This window comes from Blautia parvula, from assembly GCF_020215665.1.
Classification (GTDB): Bacteria; Bacillota; Clostridia; order Lachnospirales; family Lachnospiraceae; genus Blautia; species Blautia celeris.
The window spans coordinates 2,708,522-2,732,395 of sequence record NZ_CP084061.1; the positions used below are offsets into that span (position 1 = coordinate 2,708,522).

A 23,874-nucleotide genomic window follows, 5' to 3' on the forward strand; every position below is an offset into this window, starting at 1 on the left:
CCTATCCACTCAGCTAACAGTTCTTTTTCTTCGGATTCCACAGACTCTGCATAAATACCAGCGTAAATATTACTAATACTGCAATAAATACCACTGCCATTGCGCTGGCATACCCCACATCATTATAGCGCGTCAATGTCTTGTATATAATAATACTGAGTGTTTCCGATGAGCTGTTCGGACCTCCCTCCGTCATTGCCCAGATAATATCAAAGGTTCTGGCCGCGTCAATGATCCTTACGGACAATGCTGTCAGTAAAACCGGTTTGATCACAGGAAGCTTTATGGCAAAGACCTGCTGCAGCATACCTGCCCCGTCAATTTTCGCGGCCTCCAGCATACTGGAATCCAGGCCCTGCAGCCCGGCCAATATCATCAGCATCATAAACGGTGTAGTGAGCCAAATATCAGCGATACAGCATGCAGCTAACGACCACCTTTCATCCGCAAGCCACAGAATGTCACTGCTGCTTGACAAAATCCCAATTTTAGCCAATAGTTCATTGACAATTCCGAAACTGGAACTCATCATCAATTTCCATGTAAGACCGGCTACTAAAGGCGCGATCATGAGGGGTGCCATCATGAAGGATCGTATCACTTTACTTCCTTTATAGTTCAATTCAAAGAATAATGCGAATAATAAACCGATTGCCGTCTCAAAACTTACAGCCACTGCAATATATATCAAAGTATTCTTTAATTGTTTTAAAAATCCGCCGGCGGTAAATGCACGTATATAGTTTTCCAAACCGATAAATGTCTTCTCACCTGTGATTCCGATTTGAAAGAAACTGTCGGCTACCATTGTAATGATTGGATATATGAGAAATGCCCCCATAAATACCGCACCCGGCAGAAAAAATAGTAATAATGTTTTTCTTGAAATCAATCTCATTCTATTTACCACCTTCTATAAACAGAGGGGAAAAATCGCTGTTCACTCCGTGCCCAGCAACACGCTTCGCGGGATTCCCCTCTGCTGCTCACTTTATCTGTTTCACTGCGCGCCTCCGTTATCGGGCGATCGCTTCAATCTCATTCTTTGCTGATTCTAATGTCTCGTTTATATCTGCGCCGCCCAGACTGGCTTCCACAACACCGATTAAAACCTCTTCGATCTGAGCCCATGTTGTCACCATAGGCCTTGCCTGTGACTGCTTTGCTTTTAACGTATCAAGAACTGCCGCTGTATGCTCATTGCCCGCCTCTTTACCTGCTTCTTCATATACAGATGTTCTGCCTGCGATCTTTAAGGTAAGATCCATATAATCCGCATTGTGGCTGTACATATATTCTACATATTTTTTAGCCATCTCTTTATTTTCAGAGCCTTTCATAACGCATTCATACCAGGGACCGGTTGTTGCCCCAATACCCGCACTTCCGCTGATCATCGGTGTGCATCCGACTTTATCGGCACCGAGAGCCTTTACTGCCGCCGGATACTGATGGCTCCAGTTCAGCTGCATGGCTGTTTTTCCGTTCGTAAAGAGTTCCTGCGACTCTGTAGAGGCTGTGGCAAGTGAATCTGACGGAGTGTAATCAGCGTTGGCATTTTCCACCATAAAATGCAATGCATCTGCGTAAGCCTGATCTGTTATATTTACATTGCCGTCTTTGTCAAATACAAGTCCCTTTGCACCGGCCTGACATGCAAAGTCAAGAAAAGAACACACTGCATCCGATCCACTTCCAAAGACTGTTGTTCCGCTCATATCATCGGTCTTCATTTCTTCCGCAACTGCCTGATACTCTTCCCATGTCTTTGGCACTTTTTCTTCCGGTATAAGGTCTTTTCTGTAGATCAGCACTTTTGTATTTACCCACATCGGGTACCCCAAAAGATTCCCATCAATCGTTCCGCTTTCCTGTAATGTAGGCAGAAAATCACTGGTATCTGCATCATTGACGGCTTCCACTGCGTCTGCAAATGCTGCCAGCCATACCACATCCATACACGCCACGTCATGGGCCGCCTGCTTTGCCTTGATCTCTGTAGAAAGCTTATCGTACATTCCTGTATAGGCAACCGCGTCAATAATAACCTCGCATCCTGTCTCCTCTTTAAAAGATGCCGCTGTTTCTTTTGCAAGCGCCTCTGCGGGTGAACCGCTTTCTACCAGTACAGTAATGCTGTTCTTATGATTCTCTTCCTTTTTTCCTCCATCTGCCCCGCACCCGGTTGCCATTGTTCCTGCCATCATTGCCGCAAGTATGATACTAAGCATCTTTTTCTTCATTTTTCAATCCTCCTGTTTTCCTATTGATCATCTGTTTTCGTTACTTTTGCTTTGATGGCTCTATTGTATTCCATGAAACTTATAATGTCAAACGTTTTCATTACTAATTTTCATTTTCTTTCAATTTTCACAAGATATTTCCCTTATTTTTATCTATATTCCATAATACCTTACCCGATTTTCATCGAATTTATCTTCAAATGATAAAACATATATGAAATTTTTTTCATGAAATTATTTTCATTTTCCCTTTCATTTTTCATAATACTGTGCTATAATTTTTGCTAAACAGTGAGCATTTATAACTATTCCGTATGTCTGCGCTTTTGCTGCGCTGACCGTAAAAAACGATATAAGTGAGGTTTTTATGAGTAAAGTAAAGATTACAGATATCGCAGAGAGAAGCGGCGTTTCCCTGACTACCGTTTCCCGGTATTTCAATCATCCTGAACTTTTGTCTCAGGAGACACAAGATAAAATCAAAGCTGCGATCAAAGAATTGAATTACCAGCAGGACAATCTGGCCCGTATTTTAGTAACCGGGGAATCCAATCTGGTAGGAGTCATTTTTCCCCATCTTCATTTAAGTTTCTATACCGAGCTGCTAAATCAGCTTATTAAGTACGGCAAAGAAAAGGGGTATAATTTAATCGTCTATACTTCCAACGATTCAAGGGAGGAGGAACTGCAGCTGATCCAAAACCTGATTTCCTACCGGATCAAGGGATTGATACTGCTGAGCCATCTCCTTTCAGCCGAAGACATTGAAAAGCTGCCCGTACCGGTGATCTCCGTTGAACGTGTCGGCGGTAATTTCAAACAGATCAACAACGATAACTTTACCGGTGGAAAGCTGGCCGCAAATCTTCTGGTCCGCAACGGCTGCGAGGTTTTCATTCATATCAATAATGATTTTCGGGAAGACTGGCCTTCCTTCAAGAGAATTTTGGGATTTGAATATGAGGTAAGAGACTTATGTTATGAACGTGTGATAGAACATGATTTCACAGATACTTACACACTAAAAGCTGCCGAATCCATGAACCGGTTAGTTCAGCATATTATCACCAAATATGCCGGTAAGAAAATAGGTGTCTTTTGTTCCAACGATGATATTGCGAGTCTGTTTGAACGCCAATGCATCAAAAATGGGATTGCTATTCCAAATACAATTGAACTGGTCGGATACGACAACTCCCCGGTGTCCAACTATGCCGTACATTCCATCACTTCCATCGATCAGAATATCCCTCTCATGGCACAGATTGCAATCCAGTCACTGGAAAACTATATCCCATATGAGAGTATGGTGCCTGCTACATTGGTTGAAAAAGAAACGACAAGTTAACTGTCAGTCAGGTCAGCGCATTTACTGCGCTGACCGAGCATAAGCGTAGCGACAGCGGTCATCCCATTTCCCCTACCACGGAGAAGGGCTGTCCCACGGTTCCATCCCCATTTCCTCCCAGGTAACACCGTAGGGAGCGCCGCCTGAAGTATAACCGGCAATAAAGAAAAAGGTATCATCAGAATCAGGATAACTGTCTTCAACAGCCTGCAGTTTCTTTTCCTCACGTTTCCGGCGCAAAGCCTGCAGACGGAGCTGCTCTGCCCGCTGCAGGGCAGCCAGTTTCTCCGATGGGATGGCACCGATTTCTCCTAAATCTTTCAGCGCACAGGAAATATCTACGTTGAATCTTTTGCGGTAAGCCCGTACAATATGGCTTCCCTGATAGGTTAGAACCCATTGACGTGCTTTTATAAGTCTTGCGTCACGGCGTTCCGACTTTGAAGGTTTTTTCTTTTGTTTCGGCATGATAGACCACCTTTCCTCAAATCTTCTTATAAATAATATGGCACTGTAAATCGGACCGGTATCCGGTGCCCCGTACTTACACTTAATTCTTCTAATCCATACTCAGAATCATTTCTATATGCGGAATGTCGTCTTCCATAAATTCCTCACTGCTTTGTTTGAAACCGATATTTTCATACAAAGATCTCACATATGTCTGTGCCGCAATTCTGATCTTTGACGCGTGCATCCGAGACTTTGCCACTTCGATGCCGGCAGAGACTATTTCGGTTCCCAAGCCGCAGCGCCGCTTTTTTGACAATACCCTTCCTATTACTACGTCTTCCCCTGCTTTACCCGGTTCAATCACCCGTAAATAAGCTTGAATTCCGTCATCATCGCGTAAATATATATGGACTGCACATTGGTCAAGATTATCCATGTCCTGATATACACAATGCTGTTCTACAACAAAGACCTCAGCGCGGACTTTTAATATTTCATATAACTCATCTGATGTGAGCTCCTGGTATTTTTTAATAACTAGTTCCATAAACAGTATCCTCCGAATTTCATGCTTCTTCTATTATAGCAGAGGTTTGCCTCTTTACATAGAAGAATCAGGCTTACCTGCCTCTTTTTCATCTTTTCCAGCAAAGCTTTTAAACATAATAGGCATACCAATACAATTGGAAATTTCACTCACTTCAAAGTGATTTCAAGATTGATTCGGCCGGTATATCCATAAAAATAAAGGGCAAAACAACATCCCGTAAAGCTCTGTTATTTTGCCCTTTTCATCGGTTTTACCCGGAGGATTCACCTCCGTTTAAACTGCCATTTTTTTATAAATATAACAATTCTGATGATTATGATCAAGCTGTAATGCTTCATCAAAGTATTCGGAAGCTTTTTGTTTTTCTCCCATACCAAGCTTTGCAAGGCCCATCAGATAAAAGCAATGTGCCTTATTCCTCACATTCATATCCTCTTCAAAAATAAGGAAATCCGGTAATGATACTGCGAAAAAGTCATCCTTCATCTCATCATTTAAATGTCTTTCTCCGTAATCCATCAGCTTATTAAAGCACGCATATGCTTCTTTTGTATTTCCAAGCTCCAGATTTGCCAGACCCTTGTAAAGAATCATGTCTGCGGGCTGGTCGTAATAGTATAAAACGCCTGCAGGTTCATTTTCACCGATCCGGGCTTTTTCAAAGCACTCTGCTGCTTCTGCTTGGCTGCCAAGCATCTTTTTCACAATTCCCAGATAGTAGTACAGGTGATTATCCTTTGTGCCTTCCAGTTTTCCTTCTCCCAGATTATGGGGATAGATCATTGCTTTCTGAAGTAATTCCTCTGCCTGTTCATACTGAGCCTGAGCAATTTTTTCTTTTGCCATTTCCAGCAGTGCGATCTTATACTGGCCGGAAATTCTCCCTTCTGCGCCTTCCCACGGTCGGAATGTATGGGACATAATGGTTTCATATGCTTTTTTATGCATACCCGTAAGATTGTAGAGAGTAACAAATTCCAGCATCACATCATCCCGCTCTGCCACAATATCCATATGTTTTTCATATCTCTCCAAACGCTCTGTGAACGGCACTCCCAGTTTCTTGTATAACTGGTCTAACTCCAAAAATACTCTTGAATCTGTCTCATCCAAAGCAAAAGCCTTTTCCATCTCTGTTTTTGCTTTCTGCAGATTTCCCTGCTTATTATAATAAGCAATTGACAGATTTCTGTGTACTGTGGGATAACTATTATCCAGTGCTGTGGATTTTTCCCAAAGCCCGATTGCCTGCTCAAACTGCAGCTTATCATAATAGAGATTGCCGAGATAGTAATAAGCTTTTGCACCTTTTTGCAGTACACGGATCGCCTCTTTTAATACGGCAATGTCCTCTAATTTATTGGGGAAACAATAGATAGGGTTACATGCATCCGCTTCTTTGTACTCACTGATACATTTTTCCGTATTCCCCAGTTTTGCGTAATAGTAACCTTTGTAATAGGACAAAAGCGGATATGCCTTTGTGCACTGTTCCAAAATGGCAATTGCCTCCTCATAACACCCGGCATCTGCATAATCTCTTGCAGTCATCAGATAATTTTCCTGGAAATTGCGCATTAAACAATTCATTTCTGAAAGTATTTCTGTATTATCCTCTTCTGATAACGCCAGTTCAAATCCGGACATATAATCAAATGCATCAACCTTTAAGTTTTCCGCAATCCAGTCTTTTGCCTCCTTTGTTCTTCCCAGTTTCCGAAAAATGACTGCTTTTAGAGCTCTTGCCTTTATATTATGGCTGTTCTTTACAAGCCCCTTTTCTATTAGCTCTAAGGCTTCCTCATAATTTGCTCTTCCGGCCTCAATAGCTGCCAGATAATAAAAAGACATTTCCTGCTGTTCATTGCTCCAGGTTGCCTTGTAAAATGCATCGAAGGCTTCCTCCTTCCGGTCCTGATAAAACAGAACCAGTCCCAGATTGTAATAAGCCTCACTGTTAAAAGGATTCGGGCTTCGAAACGTCAGCCTCTTGATCGCCGCGCGGAAATGTTTTTCTGCCTCTGTAAAATTACCTCTTCTGAAAAGCAGCATACCGTAAGCATTGTTGATCCTGCTGTCGCCCGGATCTCTTTTCAGACCTTCCAGATAATACGGGTCAGGAAGATAGGTGGCATGGCGGTGCTGTTCTATATGCTGGGCTGTCAATAGAAGCTCCTCATTGGTCATGATCTCTTCCGGATTTTTAGCTGCCTCTGCCGGTTTTCCAAGTTCCGGTATTTCTTCCTTTTCCGGCTGATAAGATACCAGCAGTTTTTTTCCATGATATACAGAAACACAGATATCTTCTTTCTTTTTGACATCTGCCGGGATAGCTGCCTCAAAGATATCTGTTGGAGACAGAAAACCTTTTTTACGATAAATCTCCTGCCCGGCATTTGTCACAACTACTTCTGCGTCCTCATATCTCTGTGTCCCATATATGGTAACCCTGATTGTCTCACGGTCTATCTCTGCACCAAGTGCGGCATGGATCGTAGCATTCTTTACTGCGCCTACCTTTTTGTAAGGCATGAAATATTGTTTAAAGGTCTTTTCCTCAAATGGTTTCAGCCATGTAAAATCCGGCTGGTTTTCTGTATAAACGCCTGTCATCAATTCAATGTAAGGCCCGTCTTCGTCTGTCAGGCTTCTGTCCCATGCTTTTCCGAACTCCCCGCAGCCCCACGTCCACTGTTTCTTACCCGGTGAAAAATGGTGGTCCGCTACATGAAGCAGCCCTGCCTCTTTCTGATAATCGTAACCGCCCACAAAATCATATTTTGATGTCTCAGCCATATAGGATGTGGGTACCGGTATGTTCTTATATCTGGAGATATCCACACCTTCACTGTAGTCATGTTTGTAATATACACCTTTTGCAATGGGGAAACGTGATACATCCCTCTTGCCGTGATCATATACCGTATGAACATCCGGCGGAAAAACAGACTGTGTATGATCGTTGACCGGAACTGCCGGATTGGCCCACCATAAAAAGGTCTGCGGCATGGCAGTCCGGTTATAAAGCTGTCCCCGGATTTCAATATATGCTTTTCCCGGATACAGAGTAAAGGATGCGATTCCTTTTGTCCCATACATCTGGTCCACATCATTTACCATAAGTGTCTTACTTCCGTCTTCATGTTCACTGATCACATGGTCAACCGGCATATAAGTAGTCGGCCTGTGATGCTGGGGCCAGTTAAATTCAATCCCGCCTGAAATCCATGGGCCGGCAAGACCTACAAGAGCCGGTTTGATCACATGATTATAGTATACAAAATCATAGTCGTTTGTCTTGTCATAGGCTCTCTGAATACGGCCACCCAGTTCGGGAAGGATCATAACCTTCAGGTATTCATTCTCCAGATAGACTGCATGCCATGTCTTATCTTTCTTTTCATGGCTGATGATCTCTGTGGTAGGATAGGGATATACCTTTCCTGAACTGCCCTGATAAACCCTTTTCTCCAAAAACATTGGGTTCTTATCCGGTGCTCCCACCTCATATGTAGGAATCACAACTGATTCTTCCCATATTCTAACTGTATCCATCCTCTTATTCTCCTTTATTTCTATCTTTCTTTCTGCCTTTCTTTGCGAAAACGCCCAACGCTGCAATACCTGACGCTGTCATCAGACAAAGATAAATACCTGTCTGTGTCTCATCCCCCGTCTTTGCCGCCTTCGCAGACTTATTCTGCAGATTACTGCTGTTTCCCGGTTTGGTTTTATTACCTACGCCGGCTGTATTGCCCGGTTTCTGTATAGCACCCGGCTTTGATGTATGATCCGGCTTTGGTTTATCATCCTGGTTTGGCGTACTATCCGGTTTTGGCGTATCATCCGGGTTCGATGTATCGTCCGGTTTCAGCGTATCATCCGGATTCGGCATATCATCCGAGTTCGGCGTATCGTCCGGCTTTGGTTTATCATCCGGGTCCGGCGTATCATCCGGCTTTGGCGTTTCCTCTTTTACAAACACCGCCGCAAAACTCCGGTCCTCATTAAGCACAGTCATATAATCCGGATTGGTGGAAATCACAATCTCTTCCTCATTGCCGTCCACCCATTTTACAAAACGGTATCCTTCTGCCGGACTTGCAATCAGGTGCCAGTCTGCGGTTCCCTTCTCCTCATCTGCCCCCATCAGGACAGCCTCCACGCTTCCGCCCTCCTGTGGGATTGCCCTCACATCTGCTTTCGGTGCTGTAAAATCCGGCTTCTCATCCGGTTCTTCATAGCTGGGTTCATACTGTCTCAGATACCCTAATTCCACCTGGTCCGCAACAGCCCAGTCCGAACCGGCTGTATCTGCGTAGAATCCAATACTGCACACCTCTTCCTCCAGTGAAAAGACAAGACTGACCGGGCTATAACCGCCGCTGGGCTGAATTGTCGTACTGCCGATGATCTCTCCCGAACTATCCTTCGCATACAGACAGAAATCCTGACTGATTCCTGAGTACACATATGCCCGCAGAAGGTAATTTCCCGGTTCCAGACCGCTCATCTGCTGGCTGACATCCCCCGCAAAGGCTTCATCCAGCCAAAACGAAAGTCCGTATTGTCCCTCAAAAGCACCTCCAAATGTACTTCTGTCCTGCCTGATCACACTGGAACCACTGGCCTCATTGGATGTCGCTTCGATTTCCCAGCCGGCCGGTACTTTATCCCATTCATCTTCCGGGTTTGCCGGAAGCTCAAAGCCCGGGTTCTGTACCTCTATCTTATCCGGCAGAACCAATACATCTGCTTTTGTCTGCTCTCCATACACAATCTCCATAGTCAGGGCAGCACTTTTCATATATCCTTCTTTTTCCGCCTGCACGGTATAGGTCCCGGATGTCATTTCCGCAATACTGTAACATCCGTTTTCATCTGTTACAGCCTCATAGGTATCTGTACCGCTGATGGCAATAGTCACCCCTTCGGCCGGCATTCCGTTGGAATCCATCACTTTTCCGCGCACGGATCCCATGTCTTTTTTCAGTACAACATTCTCTGCCTGTGTACTCTGTCCAAGCAGTACCTCTGCCTCGTACTCCTGTTCCACATACCCTGCTTTCGATATGTTGAGTTTATATATTTTGGCCGCATCTTTTTCCGTTTTCAGATGAGAGAGGGTGTAAACTCCATTCTCGTCTGTAAATGTCAAAACCGTGATATCATCTGCCATGGCGCTCACTCTGACATCTGCCAGGGGATTCTCCTCCTGATCCAGTACCTTGCCGGTAATACTTCCTGAATTTAATATTATCTGAAAATCCACATGGGAAAGAGTCTCTCCTAAAGCCAGTGTTTTCTCTGTTTTTTCCGACGCATCATATCCTGCTGCCTCTGCCCAGATTTCCCATGTACCTGCAGGAATATCCTGCATGGTGTAGCCGCCTTCTGCATCTGTAACCGTTTCAAAGACATGCGTTCCATCAGACGCATAGACTGCCGCATTCTCCACACCGGTTCCGGAATCATCCAGCACCTTTCCTGACAGGACAGCACCCTTTAACTCCAGACTGCATACCGTGTTTTTTCCCTTTTCAATTTCCAGGCTTTCCAGATTCCCTGCATATTCCATTCCATCCACCAAAAGCTCTATGTTGTAAGAGCCTTCCGGTATATTTCCCAGGTAAAAGTATCCGTAGGCATCTGTCTGAATATGGTGGTCAATACCGTTCAGTCTGAGCAATCCCTCAATCCTGTTCACACCTTCTGTATTTTGTCCCGCTTTTACAAGCCTTCCGGAAATACCGCCTTCTGCATAGCCTGCCTGGCTGTCCCGGTACACCTGCCCTACCGGCAGAAGCTTATGCTCAAAGTCAAACAACGTTGTATTGGAGATCACATTGATATCCGGTTCGTCCGTAGCCTCCAGCATTGCCCAGCCTACGCCTCTCTGTTCTACCATGACCGGATCCCAATACAAGTCTCCCAGGCAGCGCCCGTCTATTACACTTTTCAGTCCGTTGAACAGATCTGCCATAAAGTTTTTCTGTCCCTCCGGTGTACTTCCATAGGTTCCTTCCTGGCTGTAACATCCGTTATCCGATAACTGCCCCGGCTGGCCGTTTGGCAGCACCGGATTAAAATTATATCCTGTTTCCATGATCATGATGTCTTTATCATACCGCTCCACCATATCATTGCAGAACGCCACAATGGTATCTACATCACAGTCTGTCCAAAACGGATAATAAGAAGGTCCGATGATATCATAGGGAACTCCAAAGGATTCACAATTATCAAAAAAGCCTGTATATTTTGAGCTGTCACCTGCACCATCCAGATGGATAATAACCTTTGTTTCCGGCGATGCCGCTTTCACGGCATTGCTTCCGCTGGTCAAAAAGCGGGCAAGATACTTCCAGTTTTCCGAAGATGCCTTTCCGTAAGGGAATAACATGCCACTCTGTATCTCATTTCCGAGAGACACAAAAGCCGGCACGGTTCCCTGGCTTTCCATTTCTTTCATGACTTCATAGGTATAGTCATACACAAGACTGCAGAGTTTATCAACCGCATCTTCTTCTGACATACCTTCAATCTGTTCCTGCCATTCTTTCGGTATATTCTGGGTCTCACCATTGCTCCAGTAATCGCTGTAATGGAAAGAGAGTTCCAATTCCATTCCCTTATCCGAAGCTCTTTTGGCCAGAGATAAGATATCCGGCAGATCCTGATACCCTTCTTTACAGTAGTAGGTTCCGTTTCCCTTACCTTTTCCCGGTGCATTGTAAAGCCTCAGCCTTGCAAAATTGAAACCACTGTCTGCCAAGATCTGAAGTGCGTCTTTTGGGCTTCCGTTCTCATCATAAAAGACAGCCCCTGAATCTTCCAGCCAGGTCAGTTCCGAGATATCTCCGCCTTTTAAAAATTCATAAGGCGTTTCCTGGTTTGTTTCTCTGACCAGATTCAGATTATCCAGCTTCATCCAGTTTCCGGCATATGCGTCTGTGCGAAGTCCAATCCTAAGTGCACCGTCTTCTTTCACCTCAATGCCCCGGACCGTGACACCCCGCCATCCTTTCGTAACCCCGCCTTCACTTACAGGTATCATAGTAGAGGCATAAGACTGTCCGCTTCCGCCTGCGTAAAGACTGCAGGACTTCTGGCCGCCGCCATTTTGTGCATAGGCGGTCAGATAATAATAGCCCGGCTCAAGCCCCTTAACATCCTGATAAATGTCCACATGATAATCGCTTTCTGCCCAACAGGCCAGGTTGTAATTTCCATCCTGCGCATCGTTTTCACTCCACGCCGGCTTTACTGCCCCGGCGGTGGTATCCGCACTTTTTGTCCAGCCGTCCAGTCCTTCGCCGGTCTCCCATATTTCAAAGGAAGGATTTATGATTTCCCCTGTTTCCCCCGCGTGGACAGCCACTCCCCTCATACAGCCTATGAGTATCAGGCTCATTATAAGAAATACTTTTATTTTTCTCATAGAATGGTCTCCTGTCTATGACTTTATCGTTATCATCCGCCGCACCTTTATCTCAGAACGAATTCATACACCGGGCATAATTCCACACGCTCCAATTCCCCAATGTATGCCTCTGCATTCTCCATGCGGGCTGCCATTGCAGATTCCACGTTGACATTCGCCCCCACCCTAAGCGGGGTAATGGTAAGTGTAAGCGGATGTTCTTTCAGCTCTTCTTCAAAGGTCCTCACTCCAAATTCCCACACATCTCCATTGCAGAAATTGTCATTCACCATGGTTCCGTTGATAAATAAATGGCCGATATCTCCCTGATAGCGAATCTGCACCAGTAAATCTTTAAGACCGTCCATGAAATTCTCCGGAAGTTTTACCGTAAACCTGGTGGCTGCTGTCTGAACGACTTTGGCTGAAAGTTCCCTTTCCTGCGTATCCGCTTTCCAGATATCAAAAACAGGATCTGTCTCATCTGCCCTCACCACGTTTTCATTGCCGCAAAAACCATCCTTCGGATAAGAATACATTCTGTTTGCAGCCATTCTCGACTCAAGGCGGATTCCATCTTCTGTTTCCATAATGGCCCCATGGGCAAACAGCAGGGTCTGGTCTTTCAGAAGATACATCTGATTTGCCATATCCCGGTTTAGGCAGAGGATATTTAAGACTCTGTCGCCTTTGGCAATCCGGAACAGTTCCGCTGCCTGATCTTCCTCACACCTCAGCACACCATCTGCCCCCGGATTCCCGCCGCATATCTGAACACCCTCCTCAAAATAAAAGGCAGCCTTCATCCCTTCCGGTTTCAGGAATACATAGGTAATATCCCCGCCCCTTTCCAGTCTGGTTATTGGCTGGGCTGTGGCTTTTTCCAGCAAAATGCCATCCATATCCATGTAAAACGGCAGAATACAATTTTCTTCCCCGGCCAGGTCCAGATGGTCAAACACGATTTCCCCGTCTTTTGTCTGGATCGTGACTGTCTCATTTTGTTTTGGCTTTGCAGTCTCGTGATCCTGGAAATTATTGATAAACAGGAACCCTTTTTCCCCATCTGTACGGACTGCAAACCTGAGTGTATCCAAATCCTTCGCTTCTATGAAAGACGCTCCCTTTGGCAGAACGGTTTCCATCTGACACAGCGTTTCTCCAAATGTTCTGCAGAAAAAATGCATGGTCTTTAATCTCTCATAGGATTCCCTGATCTGTCCGAACTCTCCAAGTGCCGCCTGATAATCATAAGACATCTTCGGTACCTGGGATTCATTCATAAAGGTACCGTGTTTTCCCAGCGGGTTTGTGCCGCCCTGAAATACATAATATCCAAGGAAATTACAGCCGGATGCAATCTTAATATTGGCCATGGCATCCACACTCTTATATGGCAGTATAAAACGGTAGTTGTAAGTACACATCATGCCGCCGCCCATTTCACAGCATGCATATGGTCTGGTCTCCGGTTCGTAAGCCGGTTTAAAATCGCTGGTGACCACTGCACCATTGTGATGGAAATCCTGATAGACATACTCTTCTGTGCTGGGATGTTCTCCCCTGTCCCCGTAAAACAGCCATGGACGGTATGCGTACCCGCCCCACAGAGGCATCATGACAGATGGCGTAATGGCACCACCCCATCCTGTACAGGTGTAAAAGGGAGTGATGATCCCGCATTTCTTCGCTTCTTCCTGAAGCGTGAGCATATAAGTCTCTCCCTCATCTCCCCCGAATACCCACTCTTCGGAAATACCTGTGGTGATTTCCCAGGGTGCGGATGAATGCATATATTCATTATCAATCTGTGCCGCAATAATGGGTCCTCCATCTTTATAAAGAAGTCCCTGAATCTGCTCAGATATTTTTCCGTATAACCGTCTTACATAGAACAGGAAACCTTCACTTAATTTCCGAACTTCAAAGGGTTTACCGTACATCCAGTCCGGGATTCCCCCGTTTCTCACCTCACCGTGGTCAAACGGTCCGATACGCAGGATCACATAGATTCCGTGTTTCCCGCAGAGTTCAATAAATTTTCTCAGATTTCTGCACCCTTCAAAGTCGAAGATACCCTCCTCCTCCTCATGGTGAATCCAGAAAACATAAGTGGCGATCACATTGATCCCGCACATTTTCATTTTAATGATCTCGTCTTCCCAGCGGCTCTCATGACATCTGCTGAAATGAAACTCACCGCTTATGCCAAAAAACGGTTTCCCGTCCACTTTCATATAATAATTTGTAAATGAGATCTGCTCTCCGGATGGGTTTTCTCCCTGGAAATTTTCCCCCAGAGAGTAAAATTCTTTTTTGTCAAACTCTGCAATCGATACGTGATGATTCATTTCTTTCTCTCCTTCTATTCCTTCACAGCCGCTCCGCTCAAAGAGGTGATCAGGGTTTTCTGTGTCACGATAAAATAAATAATAAATGGTATTGCAATGATCAGAGAACCGGCTGAAAATGTTGCAAACATGTTTTTCTTTTCTGTGACAAATCCAAATAATCCCTGTGCAATGGTCTGCACATTGGACGACCGGAGCACCAATTTCGGAAAAATAAAATCCATCCAGGGCGCAATAAAGCTTGTGATCGTCAGCAATACGATGATGGGCCTTGACACCGGCAGGATCACTTTTGCAAAAATCTGGAAATGCCCGGCTCCGTCAATTCTCGCCGCCTCATCCAGGCTTTTGGAAACCGTATCCATATAACTCTTTACCATCCAGGTATTATAGGGAATATTCCCCGCCAGATAAACCAGCACCAGCCCCCATAATGTATTCAGACCCCCGATTCTTAACAGGATCACATAGATTGCAACCATCCCCACAAAGGATGGGAATATCTGTAAGATCAAGAGCGACATCATAAGTGATTTCTTAAACACAAAACGGAATCTGGAAAATACATAGGCGCTTAATGCACAGATAAATACTGTGCTGACTGTTGTTGCCACCGCTACAATAAGCGTGTTGCGAAACCAAAGCGGAAAATCCGTTTTTTGAAATAAGTAAATAAAATTTTTTATCGTCACCCCATTCCCAAATGGAATAATACTCAGGGATGCGATATTCTGCTGCGGTGAAAAGGCTGCTGCCGCCACATAAACCAGAGGATACACCACAAACAGGCTGGTACCGATCAGAAACACCCATACAAGTACGGAAGTAAATATTTTTCCACTCTTTCCCATTACAGTTCTCCCTCCTTATATGACTTTGTCTGTCTGAAGCTCAGTATAGCGAAAGGTGCCATAACCACAAAGATAACAACCGCCAGCACTGCCGCGTAGTTATATTTCTGCAGGTCCATGGTCAGATTATAGATCCATGTCACAAGGATATCCGTGGAGCCAGCCGATGTCACGGCACTGTCTGCTGCCTCGGGAAGTCCGCTTGTAAGGAAATAGATGGCACCGAAGTTATTGATATTGTGCGTAAATCCCATAATGATAAGCGGCATGGTCTGAAACAGCACTAAGGGAAATGTGATCTTCCTGAACATATAGAGGGGTGAGGCCCCGTCAATTTTGGCTGCTTCATATATATCACTGGAAATCGCAGTCATATTGCCCATTGTCAGCAGCATGAAGTAAGAAAAACCTGCCCACAGGTTCACCAGCACACATATAAACCTGCAAAGTCCCGCATCACTCAGCCATGGGATTGGATTATTGATCAGTCCTATTTCCATCAGGGTCCTGTTCACAATACCAAAAGACCCGTTCAACAGATTCTTCCACACCAGCATACTTACAATAGCCGGAACTGCATAAGGCAGGATAAAAATGGAACGGAACACCGGTTTTATCCTGATCCGGCACTCATTGAGCACTGCCGCCAAAACGAAACCGCCAAAGAAACAGGTTGCCGTGGCAAGCACTGCCCAGATAAGCGTCCACACAGCCACACGGCCGAACGCTCCTGTCCATGCAGCATTACCGCCGAACATATCCGTAAAGTTCGTAAATCCTACCCAGTCTACCAGATTATTCGGCGGAATATGTTCCGGTGAAGCATAGTTTGTAAAAGCCACACATGCTGAAAACACCAGGGGAACAACCACGAATACAAGCATCAGTATTAAAGCCGGGGCAAGTCCTGCAATGGGAAATGCTTTTCCCGATATGAATGCCTTTTTCCTATTCAGACTGCCATTTCTGCAGAACTCCTTATATTCCGCCATTGCACCTTTTACTGACACTACATAGACAGCAATCACAATAAGCAGGACCGCGATCACCAGGATTCCGTCTATCATCATAAACATGGAATTGTCACGCTGCTTGACCGGCAGTTCCGGATGAGGGCTTCCCAAAGTGATCAGCCCGTAAATTTTATTTGCCCAAAAAGGAATGAGACAAAGTGTTACAAGTTCTATCAGGGCATAGATACTGCCCTTCAAATATTCTTTGAAATACAAGATATGGCCAAGCCCCATAAAAAGTATGGCTGTTACTCTTACCTTTTTTTCAGAACTGCCATCCGTTTTTAATTCCATCACAGTTTTCCTCCTCCTGGATTCTGCGTGTTATTTTTTCACTGCAATCCTGTCGTTGACTGCATCCAGTTCTTTCTGTACCTCTGCACCGTCCCAGATATTTGCACACGCACTGTCCATTGTTTCGTACCAATCCTGAGCCTCCGGAATGGATGGTGCCGGATAAGCGTACTGAAGCTGTTCGATCAGGCCATTTACATATTCACTGTCCACCTCAATATCTCCTGCAGGTACTTCCCCTGTGATCTCATAGCGCAGTTTCTGCATTTCGGGAGTAACAAGGAATTTTGCAAACGCTTCCGCCTCTGCAGGATGTTCTGTATACGCTGACACTACCATGGTTCTTGCGTTGGAAAATGACGGGCAGGGATGATTCTCTCCCGGTAAAGCCGGTAAAGTAGTCACACCAAAATTCAGTCCTGCATCTTCACAGTTGGAGATATTCCACGCACCGGTTACATACATAGCGGCTTTTCCCTCGGTAAATGCTGCAAGGCATACGGAATCATCTGAAATATCGGCTGCCGGTACATCTAAATACTTACGGAAGGACTGGAAATATTTCATGCCTTCCACTGCGTCTTTATTATTCATATATGTATCTGTTGCATCGGTCCCATCCGGTCCAAACAGTTTATTTCCGTTTAATCCGTTAAACATGACGGAATAGTAGCCGGATGCCACGTTGAAGATCATCCCATATTTTCCGCTTCCGTTATAGGAGGCACAGAATTTTTCCACATCCTCCCAGGTCTTTGGTGCTTCCTCTATCAGGTCTTTGTTGTAGAACAACGCATAGGTATCTGCTGAGAACGGATACCCATAACATTTTCCGTCATACGTCACAGCATCTATACCCGACTGGGGAATATTCGCTTTCAGTGTCTCTGCGTCTGTAATCTCTGTGATATGCCCGCCTGCAACCAGATTTCCGATCACGTTATTGGGAATCGCAAAACAGTCAGCGCCGACTCCTGCCGGTCCGTCAAGCGCGATCTGTCCGTTAGCGTCACCAAGTTCCACATTCTCATATTCTATGGTTATGTTGGGATGTTCTTCTGTAAATGCGGCTCCTGCCTGCTCTATGAACTCCTGCGCCACACCTGAGGACTCCCACACTTTTAAAGTTACATCCTCTGTGGCAAGACCATCCTCTCCCGCCGGATTCTCTGCTGCCTCCGCTTTTTTGTCACTTCCGCATCCCCCTGTCACTGCCGCTGTCAGTACACAACACAGTAGTACGCTTACAATCCTTTTTTTCATGTTCATCTTCTCCTTTTCTTTCATTTTATAATGTCATTGTTTTGTTTTTATTGCTTTTATCTCTTTACGGCTTCATTCTATCATCGCATGCTCATTTCCCATACATGACAAACTTTAGAATTTGTTTGCATTTTATAGAACTGATAAAACGGAATCCTATGCGTAACTGTGAGGGTACCGAACAGTGACCTCTATGCAAGATAAAAGCCGGTATCCTCATCAGATACCGGCCTGCTGCCGCTGCTCTTATACATGGTCCGCGCAGTAAATACACAGACCTGACAAAACAGTCACGTCCTACTCTATCTTATAATCCGGCAGTTCCTCCTTCAAATAGTCCTTCAGATACTGCAGCGCATCCTGGGATGTTATTTCAGGGTCTTTGCGCAGGGATGCATTGATCAGATTTAATCCCTCATGGATCACACTGTCATTTACAGATATTTTCCTGCCCCGGATATTTGGTACGATCTCGTTCAAAAAGTAATCCCCTATATCCTGGCTGCCGAACCATGGGCTCTTATAACTTCCCAGATCTGGATTCTCTTCATATGGCCTGATGGCAGTGGTCAGAAGCCCTAAGGTGTTCAGGGCCTCTGCCCCTTCTGTCGACAGCGTGGCAAACTTGATAAATTCCCATGCCAGCCGTTTATCCTTACAGGTCTTGGTAATCCCCATGGTCGTACCGCCCCAGAGAATATTCCCCTCCGGTGCGCTCATAAGGCCCCAGTGCCCCTTGTCTTTTCCTTCCGGGTCATACTGCTCGATTTCAAATGCCACTGACCACGTGGCGCATCCTGTAAAGATATGGGTGCCCTTCCCCAACGCTTCATACCATTTCGGCGTCCATGCCTCCAGCGTATCAGAAGTGTGGCTGTCCCTGAACTTGCAGACTATGTCCAGGGAATGCTTGAGCGTATCCGTGACACGAATGGTATCCCCCTCAATCCAGGGAATGCCCTGCTGTTCTCTGATAAACTGCTGCGCATCTGCCAGTCCCGGCCACAAATACACAGTCCCATTGCTGTTATCATAGACTTCTTTTCCCTTTTCTATAAAAGACTGCCAGTCCGGGAACATTGCTTCCAGTTCCTTCGGATCATCTGTACCCAGATATTCCTCTGCCAAATCCCTTCGATATGCAAGACCTGCCGCTGCAAGAGTCTGTTCAATACCGCATACATCCCTTTTGCTGTTCATCATCTGCGGGCGGACGCATTCGTGGACCTGTGAAATGTCAAACCCATATGGCTCCTGATTCAATGGTTCCCACATGTCCAGTTCAAAAATTTCCGCCCGATAGGCCATGACCGCCCAGCCAATATCCGGCAATTCCCCGCCTGTGATCAGTGCTGTTTTATATTTTTGTATTAAATCTCCATTTTCCACGGGCGTATACTCAAACTTCACATTTGGATATTTTTTCCGGAAAGCCTCTGTGACCGTTTTATAATATGCGTCATCCCATCCCCACATGGATAATGTGCCTTCATAATCTGCGGGAAGTGGTTCATCATAATTTTCCTGCCAATCAATATTCTCATGGTTTTGCCCGTCCGCCTTTGGTATCTTCTCTGTCACTTCCGGTTCACGCTGGTTCTTCCCGCATCCCACAAGGGAAAGAAGGCTTATTGCGACCAAAAAACAACACACTTTTTTCACTTTACTCACCATCCTGCAAGACCGGAAGGCGCATCATGACTTCCGTGCCTCCTTCCTTTCGTCTCCTGATTTTCATCTCATATGGCTCTCCATAGAGATATTCAATCCTGTCCCGGATATTACTGATGCCGATATGTTTTCTGCCATTCTTTTCATAGACGATCTGCTCTCTGTTCCGGAATTTAAGAAGCCGGTCATCTGCGATCCCCTGCCCGCTGTCTCTTACCATCACTATAATATTCCCTTCCGCTTCTTCTATTGTGACAGTTATCTTCCCCTTGCTTTCCGTTGGCAGAATCCCATGTAACAAAGCATTTTCCACTAAGGGCTGAATGCTTGTCTTCAGTATGCGGTACCCTTTCAATGATTCCGGACAGCTTATCTCTGTTTCAAACATATCCGGGTAGCGGTATTCCTGAATCTGCAGATAACATTTTGTCAGTTCCAGTTCTTTTTCGATTGTTGTCTCCACCCTGCCTTCCCCCAGATTCAGCGTTTCCTGGAGTGTGTAGATCAGTGCGTTGACGATTTTAACGATTCGCTTATTTTTTTCTGCCGCGGCAAGATATACGACGGTATTCAGCACATTATAGAGATAATGGGGATTCACCTGTGACAGCATGATATCGAATTCCATTTCTTTTTTCTGCTTCTCATAGGTGATCCGCTCCTCGATTCCCCGTTGTATTTCCCCTATCATTGCCTGATAGCACTCATATAAGGTTTGTATTTCATCCCCGGTGTGAACGATTTCCACTGAATCCATGGAATCATACTGCGTGTTCCCCATCTGCTGAGACAAATATGTAATAGGTTTGATCCGTTTTTCCAGCGTCCTTGAGGTAAATACAAGAACAAGGCCCAGGGACAGCACAAAGGAGATTGCAAAGAAGTTCAATACAAAATAGCTCTGCCTCCAGAGATAACCATCTGTGATCAGCGTATACAATTCCCAGCCCGTATACCCTACGGCATGGCAGATCAGATAGCCGTTTTCTGTCCTGAGGCTTAAATTTTCTTTTATTGTACCCTGTTTTTTTATGTATTCCTGAATCTTTTTATCCTTATCATTCTGAAATAAAACTTCCCCGCTGCTTCCTGCCAGGCATACATTTTCATACTCCTGCCCGTAAACTTCCATCTGGTCAATAAAATAGTTCAGGTAGACCTCTATGTAAAGCGTTCCCTGCTGCTTTCCGAAATCCTCCTGACTCCATATTTTCACACGATAACATACCACCGGGGACGTGACCCTGGATTCCAGCCCAATATACGGTTTAGAATACTGTAAGGAATCATCCTTTTTAAATTCCACAAATTCCCGGATTCCAAATTTCCGTTCCAGATAGTCCTCCTCACTTGCCCCAAAACCGCTGCCGTATCTGCCCCCGTTTTCCAACTCTAAAAATGAACTGGCTACATAGGTTTTAAGGCTGTTGTAAAATGCCAGCCTTTTGCTGATTCTGTCTTTCTTTCTGGACAGCTCAAACTCACTTAACTGTTCCTCTTCCTCCAGGGCCATCTGCAGTGTTTCGTCGATAATAACGCTTTTGGCAAAATTATCAATATCCTCTGTCATAAACTGCATCTGGTTCACGATCTGCTGCTGCTTGACCTCCTCATCTGAAATCTTCTGCTCCCTCACAATACGGACAAAATATAGATAGCCTGCCAAGGCACTGAATGCCATGGAGACAGCAATAAAAATCGTGATACTTTTCAGTATCTTCCACTTCAATCCGCCTTTTCTCAATTCTTTTCGTTCCATTTCTTATACTCCTGAGGCTTCATGCCCACATTCTTTTGGAATATCTGGCTAAAATACTGGCTTGTCTTGTATCCTGACAGTTCTGCCACTTCTGACACATTGTACTGTCCGCTCTCCAATAATGCCTTGGCAGCATCCATCCTGCACGTTGTCAGATATTTTAGAAACGTCATGCCCACTTCCTTTTTAAAGACCTGCCCCAAATAAACACCGTTCATATGGAAGACATCCCCCATCACATCCAGGCTTAACTCTTTCTTATAATTTTTACGAATGTAGCGCATCATCTCCAAAACAATATTGGAATATTTCGTCCCCTCACCCTCGTGGATCTTCCCGTTCAGACAGAGAAAGCGTTCTGTATAATACTGCCGTATGTCCTTTATTTTATACACATTTTCTTTTTCATCCGGACCCGTGACGCTTTCTTTTTCTTTTATTTTCCTATAAGTCATTTCCAGTAAATGTACCAATTCTTTTAAGGATTTCAGCTTAAACTGAGGATAAGTCACCAGGTCAAAGAGGTAATCCAGCATCTCCTTAATATCCCGGCTTTCTTTATAGACAGCACTTTCCAGGTCCATCATTTCATCTCCCCAGACAACGCTGTCCTGGTTTTCTATTTCAGCCATCTGTTCCAGTGCAAGACATGCCCCGGCCTCCCAAAATACCGCAAACCGAATCTGCCGTGACATTTTCTGGAACGTAAAACTGATTTCACTTTTCCTGATCTCGTAACTGTAAAGTACATTGATTTCCTTTCCTACGGTTTCTTTCAATACCTCGGCAAGCTGTCTGCTCTTCTCCTCGATCAGATGGTTGATCTTATACTTGCTCACTTCCTTTTCGATCTGATACAGTATGATCTGATGGCTTTCGTTCATCTTAGCATCCGCAACATAAGATACGGTTTCTTCCAAAGGGGCTTCCATTACATTCCTGATTGTTTCATAGTTCTCTATGCAAAGGCTCTGTCCGGTAAAAACCCCGTTCTGAAAAATATCTTCTCTATGCAGCATGATCATAAACAGGCGGTTCCCTAAATCCATCTCCTCAAGCCCCGGCATGGCATCCTGTTGATAGATCAACTGCTTCATAAAATATTCCTGGTATATTTTTTCCTTTTTTGACTGTTTTGCCAGCTCGGCTTTGATATGCGTAAGCTCGGCCAGCAATGACTCTTCACTCAGCTCATGCTTCAGCAGATAATTGGATACTCCGTACTGTATCCCTTTTTGGGCATACTCAAAATCTTTATATGCGGATAAAAGGACGACAATCGCTGCAGGATTCTTTTCCTTGATCTTTCCGGCCAGCTCCAGTCCGTCCATTCCGATCATCCGAATGTCGGAAATAACAATCTCCGGCTTATATTTCTCATATAACGCCCATGCCTTCTTCCCGCCTGTTGCACGCCCAACCACCTGGAATCCTTCTGACTCCCAGTCAATCAGGCTTTCCAGATAATCCAATGCCAATACTTCATCATCCACAAGAATCACTTTGATCATGGGACACCCTCCTCACTTTTCTAACTATAAAATATCACATTTATTATTATTTTACTGTATAAATTCTAAATATTTTGTTTAAATTCTATAGCGGGCTCAGAAATTAAAAATAGGATGACATAATGCCATCCTAATCTGTAACTACTCTTATGCACAGTCAGTACAGTAACTGCACAGACCTGACTGAACCGTTATTATCATCTTATATTTTCCCGTTTTTTCCTCTGCTTCTGTCATTTCCAGAATACAACAATCATCAGGACTGCATTTCGGATAGCAGTATCTGTAATAAATAGCTCAGGATTTCTATTCAAAACATTCGCTATAATACATCTGCAAAATGCAGTTTCAGACGCTTGAATATTCCGGAACCTAAAATAAATATTATTATCGTCACAACCCAGAAATAGATTCCCCACTTCCAATGAGCAGTAAGCCATGTCTGCCCTAATATAGAATCTCTGTATCCAGATACAATATAATACATAGGGTTAAGCTTAAATATTTTCATCAGCATGGGATGTCCGCTCAATCTATTTATATCCCACATAATAGGGGTCATCCAAATCCCTACCTGAAGAAAGATATTAATGATCTGTGTCAAATCCCGAAAAAAAGCCACAATAGCACTGGTGGCATACACAAGAGCCAATACGAAAACAAACGTACAGCCAGTATAATAAAAGATCTGCAGTGTATGAAGAGTAGGCGTATACCCGTTAAATGAGCAGATAATAAGTGCAAATACTACAAAAAACGCATGTACAAACAATGCGGATAATACCTTCACAATGGGAAGAATACTGATTTTGAAAACCACTTTCTTAACCAGATAATTATACTCCATCAATGCATTCGTTCCGCCATTCAGCGCATCCTGGAAAAAGAACCAGGGAATAATTCCTGAAATCAGATAAAGAACAAAGGGATATTCCGCCATATCACCAGCTTTCAGTCCAATGGTAAAAACAAACCAGTACACCATGATCGTGACAACCGGCTGAATAAATGCCCATACAATTCCCAAATAAGAACCTGCATACTTTGTCTTAAAATCATTTCTGGATAATGACAAAATAAGCCTTTTATTATGATATAATTCCATTGGCAGTCCTAACATTTTTTCTTTCATATTCTGTTCCTG

General features: G+C 44.5%; 15 protein-coding genes. 1 reads left to right on the forward strand and 14 read right to left on the reverse strand.

Annotated elements, in window-relative coordinates:
• Positions 1 to 13: 13 nt before the first annotated feature.
• Positions 14 to 898: a carbohydrate ABC transporter permease gene (locus tag LC508_RS12705; RefSeq protein ID WP_033139383.1), complete on the reverse strand. Its 885-nt coding sequence runs from the start codon at positions 896 to 898 to the stop codon at positions 14 to 16.
• Positions 899 to 1,016: 118 nt separating this feature from the next.
• A complete protein-coding gene (locus tag LC508_RS12710) occupies positions 1,017 to 2,243 on the reverse strand; it encodes an ABC transporter substrate-binding protein (RefSeq protein WP_103731122.1) in 1,227 nt (408 codons plus the stop codon).
• A 367-nt stretch (positions 2,244 to 2,610) separates the two neighbouring features.
• On the opposite strand from LC508_RS12710, the gene LC508_RS12715 reads away from it, so the two are divergent.
• Complete coding sequence (locus LC508_RS12715; protein WP_033139381.1) at positions 2,611 to 3,591, forward strand: LacI family DNA-binding transcriptional regulator; 981 nt, start codon at positions 2,611 to 2,613, stop codon at positions 3,589 to 3,591.
• Positions 3,592 to 3,663: 72 nt separating this feature from the next.
• On the opposite strand, the gene LC508_RS12720 is transcribed toward LC508_RS12715, so the two are convergent.
• The 12 genes from LC508_RS12720 to LC508_RS12775 form a co-directional block, all read right to left on the reverse strand.
• Complete coding sequence (locus tag LC508_RS12720) at positions 3,664 to 4,059, reverse strand: hypothetical protein (protein ID WP_054352174.1); 396 nt, start codon at positions 4,057 to 4,059, stop codon at positions 3,664 to 3,666.
• Positions 4,060 to 4,150: 91 nt separating this feature from the next.
• The gene (locus LC508_RS12725) at positions 4,151 to 4,591 is read right to left on the reverse strand and encodes a GNAT family N-acetyltransferase (protein WP_054352173.1); all 441 of its coding nucleotides are present in this window, start codon (positions 4,589 to 4,591) and stop codon (positions 4,151 to 4,153) included.
• Positions 4,592 to 4,867: 276 nt separating this feature from the next.
• Positions 4,868 to 8,149, reverse strand: a complete 3,282-nt coding sequence (locus LC508_RS12730; RefSeq protein WP_103731121.1) for a DUF5107 domain-containing protein — start codon at positions 8,147 to 8,149, stop codon at positions 4,868 to 4,870.
• Between the two features lie 4 nt (positions 8,150 to 8,153).
• Positions 8,154 to 12,035: a glycosyl hydrolase 53 family protein gene (locus LC508_RS12735; RefSeq protein ID WP_103731120.1), complete on the reverse strand. Its 3,882-nt coding sequence runs from the start codon at positions 12,033 to 12,035 to the stop codon at positions 8,154 to 8,156.
• Between the two features lie 47 nt (positions 12,036 to 12,082).
• Positions 12,083 to 14,368: a beta-galactosidase gene (locus tag LC508_RS12740; protein ID WP_103731119.1), complete on the reverse strand. Its 2,286-nt coding sequence runs from the start codon at positions 14,366 to 14,368 to the stop codon at positions 12,083 to 12,085.
• A 14-nt stretch (positions 14,369 to 14,382) separates the two neighbouring features.
• A complete protein-coding gene (locus LC508_RS12745) occupies positions 14,383 to 15,219 on the reverse strand; it encodes a sugar ABC transporter permease (protein WP_054352168.1) in 837 nt (278 codons plus the stop codon).
• The gene (locus tag LC508_RS12750; protein ID WP_103732865.1) at positions 15,219 to 16,526 is read right to left on the reverse strand and encodes a carbohydrate ABC transporter permease; all 1,308 of its coding nucleotides are present in this window, start codon (positions 16,524 to 16,526) and stop codon (positions 15,219 to 15,221) included. The genes LC508_RS12745 and LC508_RS12750 overlap by 1 nt, the downstream gene beginning before the upstream one ends.
• A 30-nt stretch (positions 16,527 to 16,556) precedes the next feature.
• Entirely contained in the window at positions 16,557 to 17,789 is a 1,233-nt protein-coding gene (locus LC508_RS12755; protein ID WP_033139442.1) for a sugar ABC transporter substrate-binding protein, read from the reverse strand.
• 297 nt (positions 17,790 to 18,086) lie between these two features.
• On the reverse strand, positions 18,087 to 19,451 hold the full coding sequence (locus LC508_RS12760) for an ABC transporter substrate-binding protein (protein WP_158587216.1): 1,365 nt from the start codon (positions 19,449 to 19,451) through the stop codon (positions 18,087 to 18,089).
• 1 nt (position 19,452) lies between these two features.
• Positions 19,453 to 21,219, reverse strand: coding sequence for a sensor histidine kinase (locus LC508_RS12765; RefSeq protein WP_033139374.1), 1,767 nt, complete (start codon positions 21,217 to 21,219; stop codon positions 19,453 to 19,455).
• Positions 21,201 to 22,730, reverse strand: a complete 1,530-nt coding sequence (locus LC508_RS12770; protein ID WP_118593763.1) for a response regulator — start codon at positions 22,728 to 22,730, stop codon at positions 21,201 to 21,203. Before LC508_RS12770 ends, LC508_RS12765 begins: the two co-directional genes overlap by 19 nt.
• A 322-nt stretch (positions 22,731 to 23,052) precedes the next feature.
• The gene (locus LC508_RS12775; protein ID WP_033139441.1) at positions 23,053 to 23,862 is read right to left on the reverse strand and encodes an ABC transporter permease; all 810 of its coding nucleotides are present in this window, start codon (positions 23,860 to 23,862) and stop codon (positions 23,053 to 23,055) included.
• Positions 23,863 to 23,874: the final 12 nt, after the last annotated feature.